Source organism: Corynebacterium sp. CCUG 71335, from assembly GCF_024454075.1.
GTDB lineage: Bacteria > Actinomycetota > Actinomycetes > Mycobacteriales > Mycobacteriaceae > Corynebacterium > Corynebacterium genitalium.
In genome coordinates this window covers 154,768-175,037 of the sequence record NZ_JAGPYY010000001.1, presented here as the reverse complement: position 1 = coordinate 175,037, position 20,270 = coordinate 154,768, and the positions used below count along the sequence as shown (strand labels likewise).

17 protein-coding genes are annotated in these 20,270 nt (G+C 63.0%); 7 read left to right on the top strand and 10 right to left on the bottom strand.

The window, feature by feature from the left end; all coding sequences use genetic code 11:
- Positions 1–115: 115 nt before the first annotated feature.
- Complete coding sequence (locus KBX19_RS00845) at positions 116–661, top strand: NADPH-dependent FMN reductase (RefSeq protein ID WP_005291198.1); 546 nt, start codon at positions 116–118, stop codon at positions 659–661.
- A 1-nt stretch (position 662) separates the two neighbouring features.
- Here the strand turns inward: KBX19_RS00845 and pth (KBX19_RS00840) are convergent, their stop codons facing one another.
- Positions 663–1,292 (bottom strand): aminoacyl-tRNA hydrolase, encoded by a 630-nt coding sequence (gene pth / locus KBX19_RS00840; RefSeq protein ID WP_255997151.1) that lies wholly within the window; start codon positions 1,290–1,292, stop codon positions 663–665.
- 51 nt (positions 1,293–1,343) lie between these two features.
- On the opposite strand from pth (KBX19_RS00840), the gene KBX19_RS00835 reads away from it, so the two are divergent.
- Genes KBX19_RS00835 through KBX19_RS00825 form a run of 3 tightly spaced genes read left to right on the top strand, consistent with a single transcriptional unit; the run spans position 1,344 to position 3,855 of the window.
- Complete coding sequence (locus KBX19_RS00835; protein ID WP_083770330.1) at positions 1,344–2,135, top strand: hypothetical protein; 792 nt, start codon at positions 1,344–1,346, stop codon at positions 2,133–2,135.
- Positions 2,132–2,869, top strand: a complete 738-nt coding sequence (locus tag KBX19_RS00830; protein ID WP_005291192.1) for a hypothetical protein — start codon at positions 2,132–2,134, stop codon at positions 2,867–2,869. The genes KBX19_RS00835 and KBX19_RS00830 overlap by 4 nt, the downstream gene beginning before the upstream one ends.
- 26 nt (positions 2,870–2,895) lie before the next feature.
- Positions 2,896–3,855, top strand: coding sequence for a nitronate monooxygenase (locus KBX19_RS00825; protein WP_255997066.1), 960 nt, complete (start codon positions 2,896–2,898; stop codon positions 3,853–3,855).
- 6 nt (positions 3,856–3,861) lie between these two features.
- Here the strand turns inward: KBX19_RS00825 and KBX19_RS00820 are convergent, their stop codons facing one another.
- The 3 genes from KBX19_RS00820 to KBX19_RS00810 form a co-directional block, all read right to left on the bottom strand.
- Positions 3,862–4,398, bottom strand: coding sequence for a hypothetical protein (locus KBX19_RS00820; RefSeq protein WP_255997065.1), 537 nt, complete (start codon positions 4,396–4,398; stop codon positions 3,862–3,864).
- 111 nt (positions 4,399–4,509) lie between these two features.
- Complete coding sequence (gene pth, locus KBX19_RS00815; RefSeq protein WP_255997064.1) at positions 4,510–5,076, bottom strand: aminoacyl-tRNA hydrolase; 567 nt, start codon at positions 5,074–5,076, stop codon at positions 4,510–4,512.
- 141 nt (positions 5,077–5,217) lie between these two features.
- A complete protein-coding gene (locus KBX19_RS00810) occupies positions 5,218–5,904 on the bottom strand; it encodes a 50S ribosomal protein L25/general stress protein Ctc (protein ID WP_005291181.1) in 687 nt (228 codons plus the stop codon).
- A 307-nt stretch (positions 5,905–6,211) separates the two neighbouring features.
- On the opposite strand from KBX19_RS00810, the gene KBX19_RS00805 reads away from it, so the two are divergent.
- On the top strand, positions 6,212–7,693 hold the full coding sequence (locus KBX19_RS00805; RefSeq protein WP_255997063.1) for an NAD-dependent succinate-semialdehyde dehydrogenase: 1,482 nt from the start codon (positions 6,212–6,214) through the stop codon (positions 7,691–7,693).
- Here KBX19_RS00805 and KBX19_RS00800 read toward each other — a convergent pair.
- From KBX19_RS00800 to KBX19_RS00785, 4 genes are all read right to left on the bottom strand, one after another.
- Positions 7,690–9,168 carry an amino acid permease gene (locus tag KBX19_RS00800; RefSeq protein WP_255997062.1) on the bottom strand — a complete coding sequence of 493 codons (1,479 nt, stop codon included), beginning with the start codon at positions 9,166–9,168 and terminating at the stop codon, positions 7,690–7,692. The genes KBX19_RS00805 and KBX19_RS00800 overlap by 4 nt on opposite strands.
- Before the next feature lies 1 nt (position 9,169).
- Entirely contained in the window at positions 9,170–10,147 is a 978-nt protein-coding gene (locus tag KBX19_RS00795) for a ribose-phosphate diphosphokinase (RefSeq protein ID WP_005291171.1), read from the bottom strand.
- A gap of 19 nt (positions 10,148–10,166) precedes the next feature.
- Positions 10,167–11,618: a bifunctional UDP-N-acetylglucosamine diphosphorylase/glucosamine-1-phosphate N-acetyltransferase GlmU gene (gene glmU / locus KBX19_RS00790; RefSeq protein WP_255997150.1), complete on the bottom strand. Its 1,452-nt coding sequence runs from the start codon at positions 11,616–11,618 to the stop codon at positions 10,167–10,169.
- Positions 11,619–11,690: 72 nt separating this feature from the next.
- Positions 11,691–12,941: an MFS transporter gene (locus KBX19_RS00785; RefSeq protein ID WP_255997061.1), complete on the bottom strand. Its 1,251-nt coding sequence runs from the start codon at positions 12,939–12,941 to the stop codon at positions 11,691–11,693.
- 109 nt (positions 12,942–13,050) lie between these two features.
- Between KBX19_RS00785 and KBX19_RS00780 the strand changes: the two genes are divergently transcribed.
- Positions 13,051–14,565: a multicopper oxidase domain-containing protein gene (locus tag KBX19_RS00780; RefSeq protein ID WP_255997060.1), complete on the top strand. Its 1,515-nt coding sequence runs from the start codon at positions 13,051–13,053 to the stop codon at positions 14,563–14,565.
- A 23-nt stretch (positions 14,566–14,588) separates the two neighbouring features.
- Here KBX19_RS00780 and KBX19_RS00775 read toward each other — a convergent pair whose 3' ends face one another.
- Complete coding sequence (locus KBX19_RS00775; protein ID WP_255995735.1) at positions 14,589–15,491, bottom strand: Ltp family lipoprotein; 903 nt, start codon at positions 15,489–15,491, stop codon at positions 14,589–14,591.
- 434 nt (positions 15,492–15,925) lie between these two features.
- Between KBX19_RS00775 and mfd the strand changes: the two genes are divergently transcribed.
- Positions 15,926–19,600 (top strand): transcription-repair coupling factor, encoded by a 3,675-nt coding sequence (gene mfd / locus KBX19_RS00770; protein ID WP_255997059.1) that lies wholly within the window; start codon positions 15,926–15,928, stop codon positions 19,598–19,600.
- Positions 19,601–19,624: 24 nt separating this feature from the next.
- On the opposite strand, the gene KBX19_RS00765 is transcribed toward mfd, so the two are convergent.
- A complete protein-coding gene (locus tag KBX19_RS00765; RefSeq protein WP_255997058.1) occupies positions 19,625–20,197 on the bottom strand; it encodes a Fic family protein in 573 nt (190 codons plus the stop codon).
- Between the last annotated feature and the right edge of the window lie 73 nt (positions 20,198–20,270).

Here is a 20,270-nt window from a genome sequence, read left to right as displayed (position 1 = left end):
GGACTGGTTCTCGTTGAAGAAACTAGTTGCTCGAGCTCCACCGCGGGAGGCCCTGATGGCCTTCATTAGAGTGGAGCCGAGTTAGGTGACTTGTACGCAAACGAGAGGAGAAGCAATGAAGATCGGCGTCATCGTCGGATCTATCCGTAAGGGCCGCACCGCGGAGAAGGTGGCCGCCTGGGTGCAGGAGCAGGTGGCCGATCGCAGCGGCGCGGAGTACCAGCTCATCGACCTCGCCGACTTCGACCTGCCGATGTATGACGGTGCCGGCATGCCGATGCTCATGAACCGCGAGTACGACAACGATGAGGTCACCCGCTGGTCGCAAGCCATTGACGCCTGCGACGCGTTCATCTTCATCACGCCGGAGTACAACCACTCGGTCCCGGCAGCGCTGAAGAACGCTGTGGATACGCTCGGCCCCGAGTGGGTGGGCAAGCCGATCGCGTTTGTCGGCTACGGCGGTGTCGGCGCGATCCGCGCCATCGAGCATTGGCGCCAGATCGCCGCGAACTTCCACATGCATGACATCCGCGAGCAGCTCGGCTTTATCCAGGCGATGGAGATGCGCGACGGCTTCCAGCCGATGCCCCATCGCGCCAAGGAGCTCGCCGCGATGTGCGACCGCCTCGAGACGCTCACCGCCCAGCTGAACAAGTAACTCAGCTACGCGGGTGGATCTCGTTCTGCGCGCGCTGCACCCCGTGCTTAACGACGATCCCAGCCGCCTCGGCCGCCAACTCCAACTGCTCCGTCAGAGCTTTCTCCTCGTGTTCTGAGTCCTGCGGCAGCGAGCTGAGCACCCACTCCGGCACGGGCATTCCTTTCGGCGGGCGCCCGATTCCGATCCGAATTCGCACGTAGTCGCGCGTGCCCAGTTCCTCAGTGAGGGATTTCAATCCGTTGTGCCCGTTCTCGTTGCCGCCGAGTTTTATGCGGACTTTGCCGGGCGGGAGGTCGAGCTCGTCGTGAAGCACCACGACGTGATCGGGCGTGATACCCAGTTCACGGGCCAGGGGAGCGATACCCTCGCCGCTCAAGTTCATGAACGTGGTGGAGCGGGCGTAGGCCACCCCGTCAGCGACGGCGACGGTCACTTTGTGTCCGTTGAGCGGGGCCAGGGTGGCCGCGACCTGGTCGAGGAGGATGTCCTGCACCATGTAGCCGACGTTGTGCTTCGTAGCGTCATACCTCGCGCCGGGGTTGCCCAGGCCAACGACAAGCCATTTGGCGTCGGGTAGCCCAGCCGGATCCTTTTCCGCTAGCTGACGGGCGCGAAAGAGGGAGAGCAAGTAGTCGAACACGGGTGCCAGTGTAGGCAGGTTGTCTCTAGGATGATTTCCATGGGTGCGCACCTCCTCGCTTCAACGAGCGATTCAGAGACTGCTGGGCTAGTTTTGTTTCTCATCGTTTCGGTCGTGTGGGTGGTTTTTCTGGTGACTTTCGAGATAGTCAGTACGAGGAGGCGGAAGCGAAAGTACGCTAAAGAGTGGCTCGCTACGTACGGTGAAGCTTCTTTCCGGGCGGCTCAGGAAACGGACTGGCTGGTCAAGGGGCTCAGATCCCCACTCACATTTCCAATGGTCCGCAACCAGTGGGAAACGATCAAGAACCGGTTCGCTGCTGAGCCGTCGTCGCAAGAGGCTGCACGGGATGTGATCAACGCGCACCGCAACATTGCTTATCTTTCGGGGATTGAAAACGGGGACGAACGGTTGCGGAGCCAAGCCGTTAACGAGCTCATGTCAGATGCTGTGGTTTTCGGTGATGAATGGGTATGGCGCAAACTCGGCGCCATGCGGGGAAAAGTGAATGAGCCGGGGTTCTGCGAGGAATTAGCCCGTCATGTGCACGATATGGGTGTCTCCTCGCGCGAGTGGAATGACGCGAATCTCGCTTCCATGGATCTATCGCGATCGAGCTTGAAGAAGTACGCCGGGGTAGTACCGCCGACAGTTGCCCAGCGTGAGTACCGGCCTGGTGCAGGGTTGAACGGGTACATGCCGGCAGCCGCGATCTGGAGCGGTTACGTGAAGCACCTTTCGCTGCAGTCCGCGATCAGAAGCCAGGGTCTTGAGTCCAGAGCTCAAGCCCGCTTCTATCGCCGCTGGTTGCACGGGGAGGTACTGAGGTGACCCCCCATTACTGGAAGAAAGATAGCGCGATCATAGGCGGCGATGTCTATGCCGCCGGTGAGGAGCGAATCGCACGCGACGACGCTTTCTATCACCGCGCAATGGCGGGCATACCAGAAACCGACTGGCTCATTCCGCAGCTGCGTTCACCGCTATCTTTCGGGGCAGCCGAGCAGTGGGCACGTGCGAAGGCGGATATTGTTCCATTGCCCCCAGGGACTAAGAAGAAACAGGTCACAGCTGCCATGCGGTCAGCGCGCCAGATTGCCCGAATCAGTTCCCACACAGCCATTCTCGCTGCCGCGGAGGGCGAAGACGAAGATGCCCGACTGGCTATTGTCGATGATTTGGTCAGCGATCTTGTTTTTGCCGAGAACCACCGGCGTTTCAGCTACAAACCAAACCTGGACATCGAGATGTCTATCCATCGGCTCACCGATCAGGCCCGCGCACTGAAAGGCGATCTGCGGTCCCCGCATTTTTTCGAGGACTTCTTACTTGTGGTGGGGGAGTATGCGATGGTCGTTGTCGCGGCGCGCCCGTGGGCTTTCGTGAATATTAGGCGAGATATCGACTTCGTCCCGCCCCGTTTCGGGGATGAGCTTTTCGTCTTCGGCGCCGGGTACAACGGCTTCATTCCATGGCAATACGCCACTGCGGTTGAAGAGCATCTAGACCGCAGCTCCGCTGATGGCGGTTCCGATAGCGGCGGTGACGGTGGTGGCGGCGACTAAGGGTCGAGTTCATTACATTGGATTGCATGCCCACCGACCTGCCTGCTCCGTTGCCCCGCGTCGTCGCCGCCCCCATGGCCGGCGGCCCGTCCACGCCCGAACTGGTCAATGCCGTCAGCTTCGGGTTCCTGGCTTGGGGTACCTGCTCGTTGGCGCAGGCGGCCGAAGAGCTCGCCCGCGTCGAGGAGCCCTTCGGCATCAACCTCTTCTACCCGCAGGCCGATGAGCCAGCCGCGGCGGACCTGGAGCGGCTCTCCGCAGAACTCGACGAGCCTGTGCCCCCAGCCGACCTGACTTTCGGCTTCCACGACAAGCTGCGTTTGGCCATCGAGGACGGACGAGCCACCATCGTGTCGTCGACCTTCGGCTGCTTCACTCCTGAGGAAGTCCGCATGCTGCATGACGCCGGGATCCAAGCCTGGGTCACCGTCACCAACGAAGTCGACGCGGTCAAGGCGGCCGAGTACGCCGACGGACTCATCGTGCAAGGTCCCGAAGCTGGTGGGCACCGCGCGACGTGGCGGCTGGGGGAGGAGCCGGGGGACCGTAGCGTCGAAAAGCTTCTTGATGGCATCTTCCGCCTCATCAACATCCCCCTCATGGCCGCTGGCGGCGCCCGCGGCCCCGCCGACGTGGAGCGCCTCATCGAGTGGGGCGCGTCATCCGTTGCGTGCGGCAGCGCCTTTTTGCTTGCCGACGAAGCCGGCACCTCCGACACCAACCGCGCCCACCTTCGCGATGCCCGCACCGGTGGTGAGCGCAGCGTTTCTACGCGTGCTTTCTCGGGCCGTTACGCCCGCGGCCTCGAGACCGAGTTCACGCGCACCCATCCCGACCTGCCACCGACGTACCCGCACCTCAACGCGATGCTGAAACCTCGGCGCAACGACCCAGATTACGCTTATTGCCTGGTCGGCGAGCGGCCAGAGGAGTTGCGTGAGGGCCCGGCGGCCGAGATCGAGGCGTACTTGCTGGGCGCGCGTTAGTCAGGTTCAGTCCAGAACTTCCGGTTCGTGATCGGAGTTCTCCACATTGACGGCGTCAGGGGGAGTCGCTATGTCGGAGCCATACCTCAGTTGATCCGCACGGGCGATCACACGGATGCGCTTGTCGACGTATTTGGTCCAGTCCAGCGGTTGCGGCGAGGTGTCATTACCCAGGATTGCCCACAGCGGGCTTTGGGTAGTTTCGATCCCTCCAGCGACAAGGCCGTCAACTGGTTTCACTGGGTCAAGCTCGATTGCATAGAAAGCAGAAACATTGTCTACGTCGTCCGCAACCTCTTCATGCACTCCTGGGGGAAGCATGTCCTTGAAGTGAACCGCCTTGAGCGTTCCTTCCAGCACTTGCTCTCCTGGCGCAAGGTTGAGGTCTTCCCCCGAATCTCCTCCCTCGCCCGGCACGGCCAATGAATCGGGCTCTGGGATCGGTGCTTCAGTGGAGCATCCCGTGACGCCGACACTGAGAATCGCTGCGGTGAGGACCGCGGCGAGCGCCCGCGTTGTCAGGTGGCGGGTGGACTGGTGCATGGAACCGACCTCTCTACGAATGTCACGCCGTTTCCCGGGGGCAGAATACTGCTGAGGGTTTTCCGGAATACTGCTCGGATAAACATACTGGTCAAAAACGTGCGGCGTGGCTTATTCGGGCGAGCAGTATTCCAGCAGCCCGTCGGCCACGTCCGCGAGCACGATCGGAAGCTCCGCGAACTCCTGCTTGCTGAATGGCTTGAGCACGTAATCGGCGGGAGCCTGCCGCCCCGGCGGGCGCCCGATGCCCACCGCGAGACGGTGGTAATCGGAGGTACCCAATGACTTGGTGACGGACTTCAACCCATTATGGCCGTGGTCCCCGCCGCCGAGACGGAGCTTGAACTGGCCGAAGTCGAGGTCCAGCTCGTCGTAGATGACGTAGACGCCGGCAGGCTTCGTTCCGTAGTAGCTGGCCAGCGCCTTAACGGGGCCGCCGGAGACATTCATGAAGCCACGCGTGCGCGCGAGAATCGTGCGTCGCGGCATGAGACGACCCGCGGCGAGTTCAGCGACCTCAGTGTTGGTCTTCTTGTGCACGCTCAGTTGGGCGGGCATCGGGGTAGCGCGATCCAGAAGCTCGTCGATCACCATCGCCCCCGCATTATGTCTCGTCTGCGCATAGATAGTGCCCGGGTTGCCTAGGCCCACGACCAGAATGGGGGAATCAGTAGCCACGGGAATTAATTCTACGGGCAATACGGATCAACGGGTGGCGGGTAAACCCGGGGCATGCCGAGAGTTGCCGGACCAATGCGAAAGGCCGGCTCCCCGGGGTGGGGGAAGCCGGCCTTGGCAAGTGGGGCGTCGATAAGCGACTTACTCGCTTGCGCCCTCGTCGCCCTCGCCGCCGTCGGCGATCTCGACGGTGCCCTCTGCGTCGCCGTCCTCGCCTTCGGTGTCAGCGCCAGCCTCAGCGCCGCCCTCCTCAACATCAGCGGCAGCAGCCTCGAGCTCTTCGTCGACCTGCTCGTAGGTGACGTTGATGACCAAGAACTCCGGATCGGTGAGCAGCTCTGCACCCTCCGGCAGCTGCAGGTCGGAAGCGAAGATCTGGTCGCCGATCTCCTTGCCCTCGATGGACACGATGATCTCGTCCGGAATCTTCAGGGCCTCGACCTCGATCTCGACAACGTCGAGCTCCTGCAGGACCACGGCATCGGCAGCAGCCTCGCCCTCGTAGGTAACCGGGACCTCGACGTTGACCTTCTCGCCGCGCTTGACGCCCAGCAGGTCGATGTGGTCGATGTTCAGGGTCAGAACGTTCTGGTCGATGTTCTTGACCATGGCGAGGTTCTTCTCGCCGTCGATGTCGAGCTCGAGAATGGCGTTGGTGCCGTCGTTACGCACAAGCGCACTAATCTCGAGGATGTCGACGTGGAAGTGCAAGTTGTCCTCGCCAGAGCTGTAGAGAACGCCGGGGACGCGGCCCGCGGCGCGAAGGCGGCGGGAAGCGCCCTTGCCGAACTCTTCGCGCTTCTCGGCCTTAATAACCGGGTTAGCCATGATGGTTACTCCTGTGTGTTCGGGCCACAAAAAATGCGGCCACTGTGATGACGATGTTCGTGTGCTCGTCGAGTGACCGCGCGCTGTTGTTTCGCTTCCGCTCAACAACAGCGAGATGATATGTAGTCGAATCGCGTCGATAACGGCTCCCCGTAGGGCGCCCTCGCCGAGACGCAGTAGAGCTTAACAGCCCACCGCAGGCGGGACCAAAACCCCCGTGCCGCGAATAGTGGGCTAACACCCAACGTTGGCGGTGGTAGACCGGAAAGGGAAAGCATAAGCAATCCGCGATTGAGGGAAACCCCGCATGATGTCCAAGATTGATATTGACCAGCTTCTGGAAAAGGTAGAAAAGCGTCTCCTCATCGGCGGCGAGTGGCGCGACGGCTCGGAGGGTGAGACGTTCGAGGTAGAAAACCCGGCCACGGGGGAGACCATTGCAACCATGGCGTCGGCAAGCCGCGAGGACGCACTCAAAGCGCTCGCAGCGGCTGATAATGCCCGCGCCGAGTGGGAGCACACCACCCCGCGCGAGCGAGCCGAGATCCTGCGCACGGCATACGACCTCATGCACGAGCACAAGGCGGAGTTTGCCACCCTGATGTCCCTGGAGATGGGAAAGACGTACGCCGAGGCTGAAGGTGAGGTCGACTACGGCTCCGATTACCTGCTGTGGTTCTCTGAGGAAGCCAACCACTTCTTCGGCAACACCAACGCATACCCAGCCAAGGGCAACCGGATGCTCACCTTCCGTAAGCCGATTGGTCCCTGCCTGCTGATTACGCCGTGGAACTTCCCGCTGTCGATGGCCACGCGCAAGGTGGCTCCGGCGTTGGCGGCCGGCAACACCGTCGTGGTGAAACCTGCTAGCAAAACCCCGCTGACCATTCAGTACTTTGCGCAGACGATGATGGAAGCTGGCCTGCCCGCCGGCGTGATCAACCTGGTTTCCACCGCGAGCTCGAAGGATGTCTCCGAGCCGATCCTAGCCGACAGCCGCCTGCGCAAGCTTTCCTTCACCGGATCGACTCCCGTGGGCGTGACCTTGCTCAAACTGGCGGCAGAGAACGTCGTGCGCACGTCGATGGAGCTCGGGGGTAACGCGCCCGCCATCGTTTTCGGTGATGCTGACATGAATGTCGCAGTCGAGGGTGTGAAGATGGCCAAGATGCGCAACAATGCAGAGGCTTGCACCGCCGCGAACCGGATCTTCGTTCACGAGTCCGTCGCCGACGAGTTCACCGAGAAGTTCGTTGCCGCGGTCAAGGAGATGAAGGTCGACGACCCGTTTGCGGAAGGCGCTGACATCGGCCCGCTCATTGACGAACAGGCGCAGCAAGACATGCAAGAGCTTGTCGACGACGCTGTCTCCCACGGCGGCGAGATCCTCTGCGGAGGCACGCAACTCGACCGCGACGGCTACTTCTTCGAGCCCACCGTGGTCCGCGGCTGCTCCAAGGAAGCCAAGGTATACCGTGAAGAGATCTTCGGCCCGATTGCGCCGATTTTCACCTTCAAGGATGAGGACGAGTTGTGGGAGCTGGCTAACGACACCGAATACGGCTTGGCTTCCTACGTGTTCTCCCAGAACCCCGACGTGATCTTCCGCGCCTCCGACAACTTGGAGTTCGGCATCGTCGGCTTCAACACCGGCGCAGTGTCTGATGCCTCAATCCCGTTCGGTGGTGTCAAGGCGTCGGGTCTGGGGCGCGAGGGCTCGAAGGAGGGCATGCTCGAGTACACCGAGGTGCAGTTCGTCGGCATGCCAGACCCGTACGCGAATAACTAGAGGGTGTGAGGCTGTACAGTCTCGCGCCGCAGCGCCCCGTGACCACCGGGACGCTCCATGACTGTCGCCGCGATGAACAGGCCGATCGCCCAGACAGCCATGGCGATGAGGCCGACGCGGTAGTCGGGCAGTGCGGCCATGAGCACCAGGACCAGCACGAAGTAGGCTCCGCAGATGTAGTTCGCAGCGGGGAAGAGCGGTGCTGTGAAGCTCGAGCTGCGTCCGCTCTTGCGGAAGTTCAGGTGAGCGAAGTTCACTGCAGCCCAGGTGATCAGCTCGGAACCGACCACGACGGCAAGCAACACAGTGAAGATCTTGCCCTCGAAGAAGTAGTTGAGCAGCACGACAGAGCCCATGAGTGCGCAGTTGAACAGCAGCGCACGCAGTGGCAGACCCTTCCTCGTGGTCTGGCCGAAGTACGCGGGGGCTTGACCGTTGAGCGACAGGTCGCGCAGCATGCGGGCACCTGAGTACGTCATGGTGTTGCACACCGAGGCGACCGCGGCGAGGATCACGAGGTTGAGCACGTGGGCGGCGCCGTCTACACCGACAAAGCTAAGCACGCGCACGAAGGGGCTTTTCGACGAGTCCTGCCCATCCCACGGCGCCAGCAGCAGGATCACGCTCATGCCGCCGATGTAGAAGACCAAGATGCGCCAGATCACGGAGTTGATGGCCTTCGGGATCGTGTGTTCCGGATTCTCTGTTTCTCCGGCGGCGGTGCCGATGGACATGATGCCGCCGAAGGTGAAGGTGACCGCAACGAGTGAGAAGACCACGCCGGAAGCACCGAAGGGGAAGAAGCCGCCGTGGTCGGTGAGGTTGTGGAACCCGGCGTCGGCGGAGGGGGTGAGCACCAGCACGAAACCCAGAATGATCATCGCGACGAGTGCGATGACTTTCACGAGGGACAGCCAGTATTCGGCTTCGGCGAAGATGCTCACGCGGGCGGCGTTGATGATCAGCACGACCACCAAGGTGACCAGCGCCGTGATCCAGTGGGGGATCTGGGGGAACCAGAAGTCCAGGAACGTGCCCATGGCGGTGAGCTCGATCATGCCCACCACGATCGTGGTGTACCACCAGTTCCAACCCGCGACGAAGCCCGCGCGGGGGCCGATGAAGTCGCGGGCGTACGCAGCAAACGACCCAGAGACAGGGTTGGCCACCGCCATCTCACCCAGCATGCGCATGAGCAGGTAGACGATTGCACCGACGAAGAGGAAGGTGACCAGCACGCCTGGACCGGCGTAACCAATCGATTCCGCGGATCCAAGGAACAGACCGGTGCCGATGGCGGAGCCCAGCGCGATCATCTGCAGCTGGCGGCTTTTCATTGCCCGCTGCAATCCAGCGTCGCGCTGCTGCAGCGAATGCGGTGCATCCGATGTCACGGTCGCGGCAGGCCCAGCGGGAACGGTGGAACTCCCGCCAGCTGACCCGGCGCCGGCGGGATCAATGTGAGGGGCAGGCACCTTAAGCTTGGCCCTCAAACAGCGTGGTCACGGAACCGTTTTCGAAGATCTCGTGGATCGTGCGGGCGAGCAGCGGCGCAATAGACAGCACGGTGAGGTTCTTCCAGCCCTCGGTGGACTGCGGCAGGGTGTCGGTGGTGATGATTTCTTCGGCGCCGCAGTCGTTGAGGCGCTCGCGGGCCGGGTCGGAGAACACGCCGTGGGTGGTGGCGATGACCACCGAGCGGGCGCCAGCGTCCTTGAGCACACCGACAGCCCCGGCGATGGTGCCGCCGGTGTCGATCATGTCGTCGAGAAGCACGCAGTCCTTGCCTTCAACGTCACCGACAACGCGGTTGGCCACGACCTTGTTGGCCGCGTCGATGTCGCGGGTCTTGTGGACGAAGGCCATCGGAGCGTCCCCAAGCGTGTTGGCCCACTTCTCAGCCGTCTTCACACGGCCGGCATCGGGGGAGACCACGGCGAGGTTGTCCATGGAGTACTTGGACTTGATGTAGTCGGTCAGGATCGGCATCGCGTGCATGTGGTCGACCGGGCCGTCGAAGAAGCCCTGGATCTGGTCGGTGTGCAAGTCCACGGAGACGATGCGGTCGGCACCCGCGGCGGTGAGCAGGTCAGCGACCAGGCGGGCCGAAATCGGCTCGCGGCCGCGGTGCTTCTTATCCTGGCGGGCGTAGGGGTAGAACGGCAGGATCGCGGTGATGCGCTTGGCGGAGCCACGCTTGAGCGCGTCAATCATGATCAACTGCTCCATGAGCCACTTGTTCAGCGGCTGCGCGTGGGACTGAATGACAAAGCAGTCCGCGCCGCGGACGGACTCGCCGAAGCGAATGAAGATCTCACCGTTGGCGAAGTCGCGGGCGGTGGTGGGGACCAAGTCGATGCCGAGTTCCCGGGCCACGTTCTCCGCCAGCTCTGGGTGGGCGCGGCCGGAGAAGACCTTGAGGTCCTTGTGGCTTTCGACTTTCTTACCGGTCATGGGTGGTGTCGCCTTTCAGTTAGCTCTCGCGTGCGCGCTGGGCAGCCTCCGCCGCGGCGGTGCCGGGGCGCTTGTCTTCCACCCAGCCCTCGATGTTGCGCTGGCGACCTTCCTTGATGGCCAGGGCGCCTGCGGGCACATCCTCAGTGACTACTGTACCTGCGCCTGTATACGCGCCATCACCGACGGTCACCGGAGCGACGAACATGGTGTCGGAGCCGGTGCGGCAGTGGTCGCCGATGGTGGTGCGGTGCTTGTTCACGCCGTCGTAGTTGACGAAGACACTGGACGCGCCGATGTTGGACTCCACGCCGACGGTCGCGTCGCCGATGTAGGTCAGGTGAGGCACCTTTGACCCTTCACCGATCGTGGCGTTCTTGGATTCCACGAAGGCACCGAGCTTGCCGCGCGCGCCCAGTTCTGTACCCGGCCGGATGTAGGTGAACGGGCCGACAGTAGCGTCGTCGCCGATGACGCTGAGTTCGCCGTGGGTGCGCACCACCGACGCCCGCGCACCGACTTCCATGTCGGTCAGGGTGGTGTCAGGGCCGATCACGGCACCGTCGCCAATCTTCGTCGAGCCCCACAGTTGCGTATTCGGGTGAATGGTCACGTCTTGGCCGACTTCCACGTCGACGCCGATCCACGTGGTGGCCGGGTCGATCACGGTCGCGCCAGCACGCATCGCGCGTTCAACCAAGCGGCGGTTGAGTTCCTTGCCGGCCTCGGCGAGTTGCACGCGGTCGTTCACGCCGGCCAGTTCGCGCGCGTCGGGGGCGATGTGGGCGGCGACTTTGCGGCCGTCGTTACGCGCGATGCCCAGTACGTCTGTGATGTAGAGCTCGCCCTGGGCGTTGTCGGAGGTGATGCGTGTCAGAGCGTCGCGAAGCACGGCGCCATCGAAGGCGAAGACACCGGAGTTGACCTCGCGCACGCGGCGCTGCTCGTCGTTCGCGTCCTTCTCTTCGACAATTTCTTGCACCTGCCCGGCAGAATCGCGGATGATGCGTCCGTACCCGGTGGGGTTGTCGAACTCGAGGGAGAGCACCGTCACCGCGGCCTCTTCGCGCTCATGCTTATCGATGAGCCCCTCAATCGTCTCCGGCGTCAACAGGGGCACATCACCGTTCGTGACCACAACCGTGCCGGTGAACTCGGGGATCGCGGTCAGACCAATCTGCACGGCGTGACCGGTGCCGTTTTGCTCCTCCTGCACGGCCTGGAGGATCTGGATGCGCATTTCCTCTGCCACCGCGTCGACAGCAGGGGAGACCTGGTCGCGCTGGTGTCCCACCACCGCCACGACATGCGCCGGGTGGATCGCCGCCGCCGCGTGCAGCGAGTGCGACAACAGGCTGCGGCCGCCAATCTCGTGCAAAGTCTTCTGCTTGGTCGACTTCATGCGGGTTCCGGCGCCGGCAGCGAGGACGACAACGGCGCGGGGCTGGTTCGCAGTGTTCGCAGTGTTCACAGCGGGCACAAAAGCTCCTTCTTCAGTGATGGGGAGTCGTGGGCAGTTCGCCCCCACTTTACGCACTGCCAATTAGGAGGCGGAGACTTCCTTCAAGTTCCTCGCTCCGAACACTCCGCACACACCCAGCACAGCCAGGAAGAGCAGCACGGCCTGGGTGCCGAGGACCGCGATGACCGAGTTCACCGCGCCGACGACAAGCAGCATGATGCCCATCACCGTGTTGGAGGCACCCGTGATCAGCGTGCGGCGGTCGCCGTCCGCCATGTCCACGAGGTAGGTCTTTCGGCTCACTCGCACGGTGGTGTGCGCTAGGTTCACCGCGAAGAATCCGAGCGGCATCACCCACGCGTTCACGCTTTCCGGTGCCAGGCGTGCGCTGAGCACCAGCAGCACCAGCACGACAGAGGCAGTTGCGGCGGCCCACGCCATTGTGCTTTTCGACGACTTATCCGACCACCACCCGGACACCCGTCCTCCCAGCAGAGCAGCCCCGCCGGAAGCGATGATGAACGCACCGAGACCTGCGAGATCGGTACCTTGCTCTTGGGCCAGCACCACGATGAATGGGGTGGACAGTGCGGTCACTAGCATCAACGAGCGCACCAGGAGGAACTTCTGCAGGTCGCGGTCGGTTCTGACCAGCTCCCACATGTGCCCGAAACCGTGTGCCGTCGCGTTGTCCTCGGTTTCGTATTCCGGTTCTCTAACGCCCGCGAAAACGAGCGCAGCGAGCGCCCAGGTCGAGGCACCCAGGGCAAGCAGCGCGGCCATGACCCACTGCGGCAGGTCGTTCGGCAAGAAGAACAGAATCAGGCCGACTGCCAAGGTGAAGCCGCCGCCCAGAGCAGTCGCCCGGCCCGTGATCATTCCGCGGTGACCCTTGGAAATGGTCCGTCCTTGGACGTCTTTGCCGGCAATGGAGCACATGGCTCGGAACAACGCGAGACCGGCAAGCAGGATGAGGACGGAGATGCCGAGGGTGGTGCCGTCGAAAAGCAATGCGGATACAGCGATGAGCGCGGCGCAGATTGCTTGGCCCACGGATCCTAAGATCCATACGCCTTTGCGGGAGCTCTTGGATGTCACCCACGGCCCCAGTGCGAACTGCGGCAGCATCGAGCCCGACTCGCGGATCGGCACGAGGAAGGAGGTGAATGCCGCCGGTACGCCGGCGGAGGTGAACAGCCACGTCAATACGGTTTTGGGGGCGACGATCTGGTCGCCGATGTTCTGGAACCCGTTGGACCAGATGAAGCGGCGGGCGTTGTGCTCCTCGTGGGGGAGGCTCGTGCCGCCCGATTCGTTCTCGTCTGCGGTCATAACGGAAATAGTAGGCTGGGCAGGAACGCGTGGAAAGCAAGTGTGGGCTAAGAAAGGCTCGCTTGATCTGCGTCCTTGATCAGCGTCGATCGACTTCCTGGGAGGCTATGTGGGCACTATCAGCAGGCGGACGTTCTTCAAAGGCATGATTCTGGCCAGTGCCGCCGCGCTGACAGCCTGCGCTGGCCCCGGTGGTGTGCGCCGCGGCCAACCAACGCCTGCTGGTGCTGACGCGGACCCGCGTCCACTGCCGATTCCGCCGCTGTACGAAGGCGAGTTGGACGGCACGGACGGCACGACCCGCCGCTTCGAGCTCACTGCGCAGGAAGGCGAATACGAGATAGTGCCCGGCCACACCACGAAGACCTGGGGGTTCAACGGGGCGTGGTTGGGGCCGACGCTACTCATGCGCCGCGGCGAGCACATCGAGATGACCGTGCGCAACGAGGTGCCAGAACCCACCGTCGTGCACTGGCACGGCCTGCACCTCCCGGCCGCAGCCGATGGTGGTCCCGCCTTAATGTTTCCGCCGGGGGAGTCATGGACACCGAGCTGGGATGTCGACCAACCTGCCGCGACGTGCTGGTACCACCCGCACCCGCACGAGACTTCCGCGCTGCACGCCTACCGCGGGCTCGCCGGCGCGATCATCGTCGCCGACGAAGGGCCGGAGACGATTGACTTCCCGTCCGACTACGGTGTCGACGACATCCCGGTGATCATCACCGACGCGAAGTTCACCGCGGACTTCCAACTCGACGAGACCATCGACCCCACCTACGGCTTGCTCGGCGACACCCCGTTGGTCAACGGCATCACGCGCCCGCGGTTTGAGGCGTCCAAGCGGGTACTGCGCCTGCGGCTCGTCAACGGCGCGACGATGCGCTTCCATCACCTTGAACTCGGCGTGCCGTTCCAGGTCATCGCCACTGACCAGGGGGTACTCAGCGGCCCCGCGCTTGTCGACGGCATCCTGCTCAGCCCCGGCGAACGCGCCGAGATCCTCGTCTACCTCGAACCCGGCAAGAACCTCACGCTGCGCAGCACCGGCGTGCCCGACGGCGGGGGCCTGCCCCGCGAGGAAGCCGCCAACGGATTCGGCCTCCGCGACACCTTCGACCTGCTGGAGATCGCGGTGCCGGAAACCTTGGAGGGCTCCGGCGAGGGCGAAGAGGGGAAGCTGGTCTGGGACATTCACAGTGAAGAACCTTCCGCTGAAGGGGTGCCGGAACGTGAGTGGCGGCTCAACGGCTTCCAGATCAACGAGCAATCCATGGACATGGCGCGTGTTGACGCCGTGATTGACCACTCCGGCCCCGAACTGTGGCACGTGATCAACGAGAACGCAGATTGGCCCCACAACTTCCACATCCACAACGCCCGGTTCAGGGTTCACGACATCCAGGACGGAGAGATCGCCTTCCGGGACGGATGGCACGACACCATCACTATCCCACCGAGATCGCGGGTGTCTTTACTTGTCGTGTTCGGCCAGTGTCCCGACCCCACCTTGGCCTACATGTTCCACTGTCACATGCTCTTCCACGAGGATGAGGGCATGATGGGGCAGTTCGTCATCGTGGAACCGGGGCAACAGCCGGCACTAGACCATCCCAACCACTAGGCCTAGCGCCGGCAAGCAAAGAACTAGAGCTTGCTTAAGGCGTAATCGATCTCCTCGTCAGTGAACCCAGCTGCGATGGAAAGGTAACTTCTTAGTTCTTCATCGCTGGTGTCTTGAATGTCTCGTAATTCTTTAGCAGCTTCCAGCGCTTCTTCGTTCCAATCGACGTCGACGTTATCGAGTGCGTAATCGATAGCTTCTTGGGTGTAGCCGTGTCCGTACGTCGTGTTGCCGAGAAGCGACTTCAAGTTGCGCTTGGAAACGCCGCCTACATCAACGTACATCTGCGCGGCTTCGAGGGCGTCTTCGTTGCTGCCAGCGCCACTGGCGGCACCAGTGCTTGCTTGAGAGCTCGGTGCCGTAGACGGCTCTGTTTCTTTTCCGGTCGCACCGCCTACACCGGGCGCGATGGCGCTCGTCGGTGCTGACGTTGCTGACGCTGACGAGTCTGCGTCGTCTCCGCCGGTGAGCAAGAGCACAGCGGCGAGAAGCCCGAGTGCTGCCAGCAGCCCAATGACCGCGATCGCGGTGATCAACCCGTTGTTACTTTTCTTCGTCCCCCCTTGCGTGTACGGGTTGGATGCCCCGGGACGGCCTTGATATCCAGGCATCTGCTGGCCCTGCTGGTACCCGAAACCAGGCCCGTTGGGCCCGGCGGCAAAGTTCTGCTCCGAACCCTGGTGCGGCTGCTGGGCGCCTTGGAACGGATACTGCTGCACCGGTTGAGTGAACTGCCCGCCTTGGTAGGGCCCGCCCTGATTGACCTGCCGGTGGTAGGAACTTTGGGGCTGACCAGTGTTACCGGGGTGTGCTGGTTGCCCGGGTTGGGCGTGTCCTTGCTGCTGGGACAGGTACGGGTTTGGGCGAGGTGAGGTGCCTCCGCGCTGGTTGGAGTCGTTGTTCGGGCCGGGATAAGCGGTGTTCATGACAGGAATGACCTTTCGGGGAAGTTGACGGCACTCATCTTCCTGTTAGATGGGATCAGGAGCGCCCCGGGTTACAAGACATTGTGACAAAGTCGGCTTGTGCGCATACTCACTCGGCGTCAGGTCCGGTTTGAGCCAGACCATCTTCACCGTCGGTGGCTGCGTGCCTTGTCCCACATTGAACGGTTCTACGCCTTCCATACTGGGCTTTTGGCTGAAAGCGTTGCCCTCGCCGCTGCAGTGCACCGAGGCGAGGAGAGCAACGAAGGCTTATTAGGGGCAGGAGCGGGGATGCGGTATGCTCTTGATCGTCTTTCCCCATGGTGTAATTGGCAACACTACGGTTTTTGGTACCGTCATTCTAGGTTCGAGTCCTGGTGGGGAAGCTTTTTTATTGCCTGCCCAACACCCCAAGCGCTTCGCAGAAAGATTCCATGGCCAACCACACCGAAGACCTTCCCATGCTCGCCGGAGTGCTCACGCAGGCCGCGGGCGACCCGAAGCTGACGGGCTTGCGCGCACGCGTGGGGGATCCCGCGCTCCACGTCACCGGCATCGACCAAGTGCGTCCGTGGGCTGCGGCGGCGCTCTCACGTGAGGTGCCGGTCCTGCTCATTACCGCCACCGGGCATGAGGCAGAGGATCTCGCGGCGGAGATCGCGGCGCTCATCGGCCAGGAGCAGGTCGCTTTGATGCCGGCGCTGGAGACCTTGCCGCACGAGCGCCTTTCGCCTGCGGCGGATGTCATCGGTGCGCGCAACAAGGTGGTGCACAACATCGCATCCACGCGTGTGGTCGTGGCGTCGGCGCGCGCGGCCTGCCAGCCGGTGCTGCCGCCGGTGGCCCCGGTCACGGTGAAGCTCGGCGAAGAATACGACTTCAGCGAGCTCACTGAAACCCTGGTCCGCTTCGCCTACGAGCACGTGGACATGGTGGCCAAGCGCGGTGAGTTTGCCACCCGGGGCGGGATCATCGACGTGTTTCCCACCACCGCCGAGCACCCCGTTCGCATCGAGTTCTGGGGTGATGAGGCCACTGATCTGCGCACGTTCGCGGTGGCAGATCAGCGCACCATCGATGATGTCGCTTCCGTCGAGATGCACCCCGCGCGCCAGTTGCTTATCGACGATTCCGTCCGCACCCGCGCCCAAGCCCTTTCCACCGCGCACAGCGGCAACCCGACATTGGCCCAGTTGCTGGAGCGCGTATCGGAAGGGACATACGTCGACGGCATGGAGGCGATCGTTCCCGCCCTGACGGATGCGAGCTTTTCCGTGCTGCCGGAGCTCATGCCGGCCGGCTCGATCGTACTGGTGACCTCCCCGGAGAAGGTGCGCGCCCGCATTGCTGACCTGCAAGCGACCGACCAAGAGTTCCTCGAAGCGGGCTGGGAGGCCGCCGCCATGGGAGCAGAGGGTCCTGTTGCCGCTGAAGGACTCGACGTGTCGGCCAGCTCCTACCGCTCCTTCGAATCACTCGAGGTCTCGGCGCGCGACGCGGACAACGCCTGGTGGACGTTCGCCCCGCCCGGCATGTTCACCGCTGATGATGAGGCCACCTTGCCGCTCGAGTACGAGCCCGCCCCCGCACCGAAGGGCGATCCGAAGCAGATCGAGGCGCTGTACGGCCAGGTGAAGCTGCACCTTCAGGGCGGCGGCCGCGCTGCGTTCGTCGCACCAGCCAAGGGCACGATCGAGCGTATGGCGGAAAGGCTGCGTGAAAACAGCGTCTCCGCGCGCATTGCTACCCCGGGCCTGGAGCCGGTCGATGGCCAGGTGACTCTCTATCAGGCTCTGTCCCATGCCGGCCTGAGCTTCCCCGGCCCGGGTCTGGTCGTTTTCACTGAGACCGACGTGACCGGCAACCGTGTCGGCGACATCGCCGGGGCTAAGCGTCGCGCTCCGCGCCGCCGCAACCGCGTCGACCCGCTCGCGCTTAAGCCGGGGGACTACGTCGTCCATGACACGCACGGCATTGGCCGCTTTGTGAAGATGGCTGAGCGCACAATCGGCACCGGCTCTGACGCTGCCCGGCGCGAGTTCATCGTGCTCGAGTACCAGCCCGCCAAGCGCGGCCAACCCGCGGACATGCTGTGGGTTCCAATGGATTCCTTGGACCTGCTGAGCAAGTATTCGGGCGGGGAGCAGCCGTCGTTAAGCATAATGGGCGGTTCCGACTGGAAGAACACGAAGCGCAAAGCTCGCGCCGCGGTGCGTGAAATCGCCGGTGAACTTGTGGAGCTCTACGCCAAGCGCGCGTCCGCGCCGGGGCACGCGTTCGCGGCGGATTCGCCCTGGCAGATGGAGATGGAGGACAACTTCCCCTTCGTCGAAACCGAAGACCAGATGGCTGCGATTGAAGCCGTGAAGTCCGATATGGAAAAGCCCACGCCAATGGACCGCGTCATTGTCGGTGACGTTGGCTTCGGCAAGACCGAGGTCGCGGTGCGCGCCGCGTTCAAGGCGGTGCAGGACGGCAAGCAGGTCGCCGTGCTCGTGCCCACCACACTGCTCGCCCAGCAGCACTACTCGACGTTTTCTCAGCGCATGGACGGGTTCGGGGTGGAGATTCGCGAGCTGTCGCGCTTCACCACGGCCGCGGACGCGAAGAAGATAAGCGCCGGGCTTGCCGACGGCTCCGTCGACATCGTCATTGGCACCCACCGGCTGCTGCAGACGGGTGTGCAGTGGAAGAACCTGGGGCTCATCGTCGTCGATGAGGAGCAGCGCTTTGGTGTCGAGCACAAGGAGCACATCAAGGCCCTGAAATCGCATGTCGACGTGCTCACCATGACCGCGACGCCGATCCCGCGCACCCTGGAGATGTCCCTGACCGGCATCCGCGAGATGACCTCGATCACGACCCCGCCGGAGGACCGCCACCCGGTGCTCACGTACGTCGGCCCGCAGGAGGACAAGCAGGTCGCCGCCGCGATCCGCCGTGAGCTGCTGCGCGACGGCCAGGTGTTTTACATTCACAACAAGGTCGCCGACATTGAGAAGACCGCCCGCCACCTGCGCACCCTTGTACCGGAGGCGCGCATCGTCGTCGCCCACGGCCAGATGAGTGAGCAGGTGCTCGAACAGACCGTGCAAGGGTTTTGGGGCCGCGAATTCGACGTGCTCGTGTGCACGACGATCGTGGAAACTGGCTTGGACATTGCCAACGCCAACACGCTGATCGTCGAAAACGCTCAGAACATGGGTCTGTCGCAGCTCCACCAGCTGCGTGGACGCGTCGGCCGTTCCCGCGAACGCGGCTATGCCTACTTCCTGTACCCCAAGGACAAGGTGCTCACCGAGACATCCTACGACCGCTTGGCCACCATCGCCCAGAACAACGACTTGGGCGCCGGCATGGCCGTCGCGCAAAAGGACCTGGAGATGCGCGGCGCCGGCAACGTGCTCGGTGCGGAGCAGTCCGGACACATCGCCGGAGTCGGCTTCGACATGTACGTCCGCCTCGTCGGCGAAGCGGTGGAGACTTTCAAGTCCCTCATGCAGGGTGAAGTCGTCGACGCCACCGACCACGGCCCCAAGGAAATCCGCATCGACCTGCCTGTTGACGCCCACATTCCGGAGACCTATATCAACTCCGAGCGCCTACGCTTAGAGAGCTACCGCAAGCTAGCCGCCGCCCGCGACGAGGACGAGCTGACAACGGTCGCCGACGAACTTGTCGACCGTTTCGGCGATCTTCCCGCCGAGGTCCAGCGTCTCTTCGCGGTGGCACGCGTGCGCCATCAGGCCCGCAAGGCCGGGGTTGCTGACATCACCATGCAGGGCACCCGCCTGAAGTTCCACCCGGTGGACATGGCCGACTCGAAACAGATCCGGCTGAAGCGCCTCTACCCGGGCGCGAACTACCGTGCCGCCGCAAAGGCCATCCAGGTGCCTTTCCCGCGCGAAGGCGGGACGAAGAAGGCGCTCAACGCACCCAACCTGCGCGACGAAGAACTGCTCCAGTGGGTCGCCGACTTCCTGTCTGAGATGTTCGACGTGGACCCGGTGTCCGTGTCGGGGTCCACGGCAGTGGGGGATGGTGCTGCGGACGGCGCAGCCGGGAACGGCGATAAGCGGAAGAAGCGTGTGTTCTCGGTGAGCGAGTAGCCGACTGAACGGGCCAGTGTTCGGTCATGCGCGCACGATGGTGGACAGAACCTCGGCCAGTTTGGTGTTCTCGCCGGTGTCTTGGGAGTGAAAGCGGGCAGCAACGAAAGCGTCGCGAAGCGGATCATCAAGGAACACCGCTGGTTCCAGCACGTAGCCCGCGTTGCGGGCGAGCTCGCTGAAGAACACCACCTGCGCGCGGGTGTTGCCCTCTCGGAAGCTGTGGATGACATTGATTTCACCCCAGGCTTCCGCAAGTTCGATGATGAACTCCTCTCGCGTCAAACCTTTGAGTAGGTTCTTTTTGTCCAAAAGCCGGTACTGCTTTTCGGCTGCTTCGGTGAGGACGGGTCCGGCGGGGTAGTAGGCGTGGCCGTCTTTGGCCATCCATTGCCCGGTTGGGGCGACGCGTTCTTCGCCCGCCCACTCGTACACATCCTGGAAAATGTGGCGGTGGATCGCCTTCATGTGGGCGTAATCGAAGTTGCCGGGGAGGGGGTTGGCGGCGAGCTCATTCATGCGGAACTCCGTGTTAACCAACTCCAGTACCCGCAGTTTTTCTGGGTCTTCAACGCCGAACGGTTCTTCATCGCTCACGAAGAGGTTGCGTAATGTACGTGTTCCAGGGATGAAGTAGTCATCCCAGTTTCTGAACGCCCCCCGCCGCGCC

Excerpts from the sequence above, each read along its gene's own strand:
- KBX19_RS00845 (WP_005291198.1), top strand. The coding sequence starts at position 116 with ATGAAGATCGGCGTCATCGTCGGATCTATCCGTAAGGGCCGCACCGCG.
- KBX19_RS00835 (WP_083770330.1), top strand. The coding sequence starts at position 1,344 with ATGGGTGCGCACCTCCTCGCTTCAACGAGCGATTCAGAGACTGCTGGG.
- KBX19_RS00825 (WP_255997066.1), top strand. The coding sequence starts at position 2,896 with ATGCCCACCGACCTGCCTGCTCCGTTGCCCCGCGTCGTCGCCGCCCCC.
- KBX19_RS00820 (WP_255997065.1), bottom strand. The coding sequence starts at position 4,398 with ATGCACCAGTCCACCCGCCACCTGACAACGCGGGCGCTCGCCGCGGTC.
- KBX19_RS00810 (WP_005291181.1), bottom strand. The coding sequence starts at position 5,904 with ATGGCTAACCCGGTTATTAAGGCCGAGAAGCGCGAAGAGTTCGGCAAG.
- KBX19_RS00805 (WP_255997063.1), top strand. The coding sequence starts at position 6,212 with ATGATGTCCAAGATTGATATTGACCAGCTTCTGGAAAAGGTAGAAAAG.
- KBX19_RS00795 (WP_005291171.1), bottom strand. The coding sequence starts at position 10,147 with ATGACCGGTAAGAAAGTCGAAAGCCACAAGGACCTCAAGGTCTTCTCC.
- KBX19_RS00785 (WP_255997061.1), bottom strand. The coding sequence starts at position 12,941 with ATGACCGCAGACGAGAACGAATCGGGCGGCACGAGCCTCCCCCACGAG.
- KBX19_RS00775 (WP_255995735.1), bottom strand. The coding sequence starts at position 15,491 with ATGAACACCGCTTATCCCGGCCCGAACAACGACTCCAACCAGCGCGGA.
- mfd (WP_255997059.1), top strand. The coding sequence starts at position 15,926 with ATGGCCAACCACACCGAAGACCTTCCCATGCTCGCCGGAGTGCTCACG.